The sequence below is a fragment of the Kutzneria viridogrisea DSM 43870 genome, assembly GCF_000525635.1.
GTDB classification, from domain to species: domain Bacteria; phylum Actinomycetota; class Actinomycetes; order Mycobacteriales; family Pseudonocardiaceae; genus Kutzneria; species Kutzneria viridogrisea.
Map to the genome: position 1 here is coordinate 9,867,611 of NZ_CP007155.1, position 7,316 is coordinate 9,874,926.

Genomic DNA, 7,316 nt, shown 5'->3' on the forward strand with positions numbered 1-7,316 from the left:
CCCCGAACGCCTTCGTCACCGTGACGTAAGTACCTGGGGTTAGAGGTTGTCCGTTGAACGTGTCCGTTTTGTCGCATCGGGCGCGATCAGCGAGACGATGCGCTCCAGGTCGTCCACCGAGCCGAACTCGACCACGATCCGCCCCTTGCGACGGCCGAGGTCGACCTTCACCCGGGTGTCGAACGCATCGGACAGCCGCTCCGCCAGGTCCTGAAGACCGGGCGCCTGGATCGGCTTGCGGGGAGCGGCCTTCGGCTTCGCCGGGGCCTCGCTCTTCGCGAGCGTGACGGCCTCCTCGGTGGCCCGCACCGACAGCCCCTCCGCGACGATCTTCGTCGCCAGGTCCTCCTGCGCCCCCGACTCCTCCAGCCCGAGCAGCGCGCGGGCATGGCCCGCCGAGAGCACGCCCGCGGCCACCCGGCGCTGCACGGGCAGCGGCAGCTTCAGCAGTCGGATCGTGTTGGTGATGACCGGTCGGCTGCGGCCGATCCGGCTCGCCAGCTCCTCGTGCGTCACCTCGAACTCGTCCAGCAACTGCTGGTAGGCCGCCGCCTCTTCGAGCGGGTTCAGCTGCGCGCGGTGGATGTTCTCCAGCAGCGCGTCCCGGAGCATCGAGTCGTCCGCGGTCTGCCGCACGATCGCCGGGATCGCGTCCAGCCCGGCGCGCTGGGATGCGCGCCAGCGGCGCTCGCCCATGACGAGCTCGAACCGGTCGTCGCCCAGATCCCGCACGACGATCGGCTGCATGAGCCCGAACTCGCGGATCGAGTGCTCCAGCTCGGCCAGCGCCTCCTCGTCGAAGACCTGGCGCGGCTGCTTCGGGTTCGGCGTGATCGCGGTGATGGTGATCTCGCGGTAGACCGCACCCGCCACCTCACCGCCTCCGGCGCTGCCGTTCGCGGCTGCCGGTGCCGGGGGAGCGGTGGCCACGGGGGCGCTGCCCGCCGCCGTGACCGGTGGCCCCTGGGGGATCAGTGCGGCGAGCCCGCGACCGAGCCCGCCCTTCCGCTCAGCGGCGTTCATGCGGTTCCTTCTTCAGCGCCACGCGTGGCGATCTCCCGTGCGGCGTCGAGGTAGCTCATGGCGCCCCGCGAGCCCGGGTCGTAGGAGAGCACGGTCTGCCCGTAACCCGGCGCCTCGGAGACCTTCACGCTGCGCGGGATGACCGTGGACAGGCAGGTGTCGCCGAAGTGCCCGCGCACCTCGCTGGTCACCTGGTCCGCCAACTTGGTCCGCCCGTCGTACATGGTGAGCAGGATGGTCGAGACGTCCAGCGCGGGGTTCAGGTGCGCCTTCACGAGCTCGATGTTGCGCAGCAGCTGGCCGAGCCCCTCCAGCGCGTAGTACTCGCACTGGATCGGGATCAGCACCTCCTTGGCGGCCACGAGCGCGTTGACCGTCAGCAGGCCGAGCGAGGGCGGGCAGTCGATGAACACGTAGTCCACGCCGAGCTGGTCCAGCGCCTCGGAGTTCAGCGCCTCCTTGAGCCGGGACTCACGGGCCACCATGGAGACCAGCTCGATCTCGGCACCCGCCAGGTCGATGGTCGCCGGCACACAGTAGAGGTTCTCGGACTGGTTGCTGACCGCCGCCGCGTCCGCCAGCGAGATCTCGCCGATGAGCACCTCGTACACCGAGGGCGTGCCGGAGCGGTGCTCCACGGCGAGCGCGGTGCTGGCGTTGCCCTGCGGGTCGAGGTCGATCACGAGCGTCTTCAGCCCGTGCAGTGCCAGCGCGGCGGCCAGGTTGACCGTGCTGGTCGTCTTGCCGACGCCGCCCTTCTGATTGGCCACCGTCATGATGCGACGACGAGTGGGGCGGGGGAGTTTGAGGGATTCAGGGTGCAGCACCTTGGTGGCACGTTCGGCCTCGGCGGCGATCGGGGTCCACCCGGCACCCTCGCCGGACATCACCGACTGACTCGTGGCTGGATTCATCGGGCGTAGTACCTCTCCGGCTCCGACGGGGCCGTCGTGTGCCTCTGCGGGTCGCACTGTTTCACGTGGAACATCGGTCGCCTGGTTCTGCGACGGCTGCACGCTCACCCATCCTTCCGTCTCCGGCGCCCGCCGTCACGACGGCCCGCTGACTCGTCCCGCTCGACCACCACCACGGTGGTCGGGACCTCCAGCACGGCGTCTCCACAGGACACCACTCGCTGCCGGCTTCCGCCCGCCTTGCTCACTGCCTTCGCATCGCGCGCCAGCTCCTCGGCGGCGCTGGCCCCCTTGAGCGCCAGCAACTGGCCGCCCGGTCGTGCCAGGGGCAGGCACCACGCCGCAAGCCGCTCCATCGGGGCCACGGCGCGGGCGGTCACCGCATCGCTGCCGCCCAGCCGCTGCCGCACCGGCGGCTCCTCGGCCCGTCCGCGCACCACGTCCACGGCGAGCCCCAGCGTCTCGACGACCTCCTCCAGCCAGGCCACGCGACGCGCCATCGGCTCCAACAGGGTCAGCCGGAGATCTGGACGAGCGATCGCCAGCGGGATGCCCGGCAGCCCCGCGCCTGAGCCTACGTCCACCACCCGGCAGTCGGCGGGCACGAGTTCGGACAGCACTGCCGAGTTGAGCACGTGGCGGTCCCAGAGCCGGTCCACCTCGCGGGGACCGATGAGACCGCGCTCCACTCCATGGTCGGCGAGCATGGCGGTGAACTTGATGGCCAGAGGTGCCCGGTCGCCGAACACCCGCTCAACCACGTCCAGCGGTACCTGTTGTACCTCGGTCATGTGCTCCCGTCCCGCTGCCTGTTTCACGTGAAACCGTCGACTGCCATCTTCCCCGACCGACGGTTCCACGTGAAACACGGTCACCGGATCAGGAGCTCGATCTGGGCGGTGCGCCCCAGGTGCTCCGCCCATCCGAGGGGAGTGGAGTCGTACTGGTCATCGCGCAGGGCGGTGTCGGCACCCTGTCCCAGCAACCACTCGACCATCGCGCCGTGGTCCGCCAAGACCGCGAGGTGCAGCCCGGTCATGCCGAGGTACGGCCGGGCGTCCACCTCGGCCCCGTGACGGCACAGCCACTCGGCCGCGGCCACCCGCCCGTTGTAGCAGGCGAGGGTGAACGCCTCGCCGAGAACCTCGGCCGGTTCACCACTCGGGGGGAGTCCGGGCGGCCAGCCAACGTCCGACAGGTTGGGCCGCTCGGTGAACGCCTCCGGCCGCAGTCCGCCCCGTGAGTCGAACCACCGGGGGAGCAGGTCCACCCGCCCGGCCCCAGCCGCGAGGTACAGCGCGTCGGGCACGACCGCGACCGCCGCGAGCAGATCGCCAGTGGCGGCGCACCCGTGGTAGACGGCGGTCTGCAAGGCGGTAATCCCACCTTCGGCGAACCGCTCCACCGGGGCGCCCGCGTCGAGCAGGAGGCGCACCAGCTCGACCTGGTTGAAGCAGGAGGCGATGTTCAGGGGGCCGACCAGATCCACCGAGCGCTCGATGAGCACCGACAGACAGTCGGTCTCGACCTGGTCCGGCAGCGCCAGCCGCTCGGGCGCATGCAGTGGTTGGGCGATCCGTTCCAGCAGCGACTCGGGGCTCAGGCTCGGGTCGGCTGCCAGCAGGGCAGCCAGGCCCGCGGCGTCCTCGTCGGCGATCAGCTCGGTCGCCCGCAGCACGTTCGCCACCGGCGGGGCGGCGTACTCGCGTCGGGCCCTGGTCGCGTCGGCCACCAGCTCGCGCCAGGTCGGGTAGCCGTACTCGCGGGCGATCACGACGCGCGCGTCGGGCAGACCGATCGACGTGTGGTCCGGCAGGTGCGAGTGCACCCGGCGGGCGGCCTCCGGCAGATGGGCGGCCCAGTCCTCGAGCAAGCGCTGCGCACGCTCCTCGTACATCGACACCGCAGCGACGCCGATCCGGTGCACGGTGCGCACGGTGCGTGGGGACTCGAACTCACGGCGGAAGCGTGGCCAGCTCCGGTGGCCGTGCTCGGCGGCGATCACGTGCAGCGCATCGCTGAGTTGGAAGCGGACGGTGGCGCGGGCACCGAGCACCGCCTCGGCCCGGGCGAGGGCCTCAGGCTCACCGAGGTGGAACTCGCGCAGCAACCGCTTCGCCTGCTTGCGCTGGAACTCCAGGGAGCCGCGGGGGAGTGGCGGATCGGATGGCATGACGTCCTCCAGGTGCCCGCCGTCCGCTTGCCGGGCCGGAGATCGTCACCGTGACGGAAGACCTCGGGGTGGTGCTGAGGTGGGAGAGTCCCTGCCCGCGGACCGGAAGCGCCCTCCAGCGCTGTCCCCACTCTACAAAGAAGGGCGGCCCGTTTCACGTGAAACGGGCCGCCCTGGGAACTCGGGTCGAACTACGACTCGCGGAACACCACCACGCGACGCTGGGGCTCCTCGCCCTCGCTCTCGCTGTAGGTGCCCTTCACCGCGGCCACCGCGTCGTGCACGACCTTGCGCTCGAACGGGGTCATCGGGTGCAGCCGCACCTTCTCGCCAGTGGACAGCACCTTCTCCGCCGCCGACTTGCCCAGCTCCTTGAGCTCGGTCCGACGCCCCTCACGCCACTGCGCGATGTCCAGCATCAGCCGGCTACGGGTGCCGGTCTCCTGCTGCACCGCGAGTCGGGTCAGCTCCTGCAGGGCCTCCAGCACGGTGCCACGCGGGCCGACCAGCTTCTCCAGCTCCTCGCCGCCGTCGATGCTCACGATGGCGCGGCCGGCCTCGACGTCCAGGTCGATGTCGCCGTCGTAGTCCAGCACGTCGAGCAACTGCTCGAGGTAGTCACCCGCGATGTCGCCCTCCTGGACGAGCAGGTCCTCGGTCGACGCCGACGAACGGGTCTCGGCGCTCTCCTCGGCCTCAGCCGTCTGCACCGTCTCCGACACGGTCTCTCCTCTCCAGATCTCGTCGGCGTCAGCGACGCTTCCGGGTCTGCTTCTTGCTGGGGGTTCGGCCCTGGATCGGACCGGGGGACTGGTCGGCGCTGTCCGCACCGTTCGTCGACTCGACCGACTCGGCGTCGGTCTGCACAGCCGAAGCGGGTTTCGCCGGTTGCTGCGCCACCTTCTTCACCTGCTGGATGGGCTTCTGCCCCGGCTTGGGCGCGAGGTTGTTGCGCTGCTCCTTGGCCTTCTCCTTGGCCGCCGCCTCGTCCCGGTCGATCTTCCGGTAGACGACGTACTGCTGGAACAGCGTCCACCCGTTGTTGCTCAGCCAGTAGAGCAGCAGACCCATCTGCAGGAAGGCACCGAAGATCAGCACGCCGAAGGGGAAGACGTACAGGGTCACCTTGTTCATCAGGCCGGTCTGCGGGTTCGCCGTGACCGCAGCCGTCTGACGCGCCACGTTGTGCCGGGCGGTGAGGTGGGTGGCGATGCTGGCCACGACCATCAGCGGGATGGACACCAGGATGACGGTGAACCGGTCCACGTGCGGCACGAAGGCGTCGAGCTCGTTCTGCGGGATCGTGATGTACGAGGACAGCGGCGCGCCGAACAGACGCGCGTGCAGGAAGGACTGCACGTCGGCGCTGGGGATCCAGTAGTTGTCGATCTGACCGTTCTGCTCGGCGGTCAGGCCGGGCCGCATGAACGAGCGCAACACATGGTTCAGGCCGATGAAGACCGGCACCTGCACCAGCATGGGCAGGCAGCCGCCGAGCGGGTTGACGCCGTGCTCCGACTGGAGCTTCTGCATCTCCTGCGCGAGCTTCTGCTTGTCGTTGGCGTACTTCTTCTGCAGCTTCTTGATCTCAGGCTGGAACTCGGCCATCTTGCGCATCGACTTGACCTGGTGCACGAACGGCTTGAACAGCAGCAGCCGCAGGCTGAACACGAGGAAGACGACCGACAGGGCCCAGCTGATGCCGCTGGTGATCTCGCCCTCCGGGAGGAAGAACGAGAAGAACTTGTGCCAGACCCATAGGATTCCTGACACCGGGTAGTAGATGAAGTTGAGCACTGAGCTACTCCTCGGCAGCCATGTCGGGACCAACGCCGGTGCGTTCCTGCCGCGGTGGCACGGGGTCCAAACCTCCAGGATGCCAGGGTCCGCAACGAAGCAGCCGGCGAACAGTCAGCCAGCTGCCACGCAGCGCACCGTGGACGGTCAACGCCTCCACCGCATAAGCACTACAGCTCGGGTAGAAGCGACAGCTCGGCGGGAGCAGCGGCGAGATCCACCGCTGGTACCCCCGGATCGGCAAGAGCAGGACTCTCGCGGCCGCGGTCACGCGGATCCGCCGAAACCGAGCTTGCGCAGCGCGGCGTCCAGGTCGACGCCGAGCTCGGCACTGGTGGCCGTGCCCGCTGGGCCGAGCGCCCGCACGACGACCCCGGTGCCCGGCGGCAACTGCGCCAGGCGGTCCGCGACGAGGTGGCGCAGCCGCCTGCTCACCCGGTGGCGCACCACGGAGTTGCCCACGGCCTTGCTCACGACGAAGCCCACCCGGGTCCGTTCATCGCGGACCCAGGTGGGCGTGGTCGGTGCTGAGTTGTCCACCGGGCTCGTCAGGGCGTGCACGACGAGCCGGGGCCGACCTGCTCGTCGGCCTCGGCGTACCACCAGGCCGAACTCCTGGCTGCTGGTGAGCCGAAAGGCCGCGGGCAGCACGGCGCGGGCTGATCTCGGCCTGGATCAGGCGGACAGGCGGTCGCGGCCCTTGCCGCGGCGCGCGGCGAGGATCGCGCGGCCCGCGCGGGTCCGCATGCGCAGCCGGAACCCGTGGGTCTTCGCGCGACGACGGTTGTTGGGCTGGAAGGTGCGCTTACCCTTGCTCACTGTCTCGGTCTCCCGGTGCTCACTGCCAAGGCTTGGTGCTGTGGCAATCCCGCTGCGCAGATCTGGTCTGGCAGGTCTGGTGGCGTCCCCTGCCAGCACACGGCCCGTGGCCGTACTTCACGATGGTTCGTGGCGGCCGCGCACTTCTGCACAGCACGCACTGTCACGGGCGCGCGCAAGAGCACCCGCTGCCAGCGGGAGACTGTTCGAGGGTACGCAGCAACCGGCCCGTGTTCAAATCGGCCCCGGTACCACTCCACCGAGCGACACCTGCGCCCCACCACGGTACTGCACCGGCCGCCCACCTTGTGGCGGCTGCCCAGCCTTGTTAGCGTGCTCCACCGCGGTTCACGAGTCCTGAAGACTCTCGAGCTCGGGCACACCGAAAGCCGAACCGTCCGCCGGCGAACGCGGGGCCGCCCACAGCCCCCGAAGGGTCCCGGCGTACCTTCGTGCACAGTTGTGGACAACTCTGTGGATGCACGGCCCGTCTGTGGATGTACGGGCGAGGTGTCCACAACCATCGCGCGCCCCCTCACCACGGGGTTGTCGTGCGAGCGAACTGCCAGCGAGGGGAGGGGAGCACTGTG

Annotated in this window: 9 protein-coding genes; all 9 read right to left on the reverse strand. The window is 69.7% G+C overall.

The annotated features are described in order from the left end of the window. Positions 1–39 precede the first annotated feature (39 nt). Entirely contained in the window at positions 40–1,023 is a 984-nt protein-coding gene (locus tag KALB_RS43480) for a ParB/RepB/Spo0J family partition protein (RefSeq protein ID WP_025361966.1), read from the reverse strand. Continuing rightward, complete coding sequence (locus tag KALB_RS43485; RefSeq protein ID WP_025361967.1) at positions 1,020–1,937, reverse strand: ParA family protein; 918 nt, start codon at positions 1,935–1,937, stop codon at positions 1,020–1,022. The genes KALB_RS43480 and KALB_RS43485 overlap by 4 nt, the downstream gene beginning before the upstream one ends. Before the next feature lie 104 nt (positions 1,938–2,041). Next, the gene (gene rsmG, locus KALB_RS43490) at positions 2,042–2,728 is read right to left on the reverse strand and encodes a 16S rRNA (guanine(527)-N(7))-methyltransferase RsmG (protein ID WP_025361968.1); all 687 of its coding nucleotides are present in this window, start codon (positions 2,726–2,728) and stop codon (positions 2,042–2,044) included. An 80-nt stretch (positions 2,729–2,808) separates the two neighbouring features. Beyond that, complete coding sequence (locus KALB_RS43495) at positions 2,809–4,110, reverse strand: ankyrin repeat domain-containing protein (protein WP_025361969.1); 1,302 nt, start codon at positions 4,108–4,110, stop codon at positions 2,809–2,811. 191 nt (positions 4,111–4,301) lie between these two features. Beyond that, positions 4,302–4,832, reverse strand: a complete 531-nt coding sequence (locus tag KALB_RS43500; protein WP_025361970.1) for a Jag family protein — start codon at positions 4,830–4,832, stop codon at positions 4,302–4,304. A gap of 28 nt (positions 4,833–4,860) precedes the next feature. Beyond that, positions 4,861–5,907: a membrane protein insertase YidC gene (gene yidC, locus KALB_RS43505; RefSeq protein WP_025361971.1), complete on the reverse strand. Its 1,047-nt coding sequence runs from the start codon at positions 5,905–5,907 to the stop codon at positions 4,861–4,863. A gap of 4 nt (positions 5,908–5,911) precedes the next feature. Beyond that, complete coding sequence (yidD, locus tag KALB_RS46190) at positions 5,912–6,184, reverse strand: membrane protein insertion efficiency factor YidD (RefSeq protein ID WP_081789785.1); 273 nt, start codon at positions 6,182–6,184, stop codon at positions 5,912–5,914. Beyond that, entirely contained in the window at positions 6,175–6,558 is a 384-nt protein-coding gene (gene rnpA / locus KALB_RS43510; protein WP_030109083.1) for a ribonuclease P protein component, read from the reverse strand. Before rnpA ends, yidD begins: the two co-directional genes overlap by 10 nt. A 24-nt stretch (positions 6,559–6,582) precedes the next feature. Beyond that, a complete protein-coding gene (gene rpmH, locus KALB_RS43515) occupies positions 6,583–6,726 on the reverse strand; it encodes a 50S ribosomal protein L34 (protein WP_025361973.1) in 144 nt (47 codons plus the stop codon). Positions 6,727–7,316 lie beyond the last annotated feature (590 nt).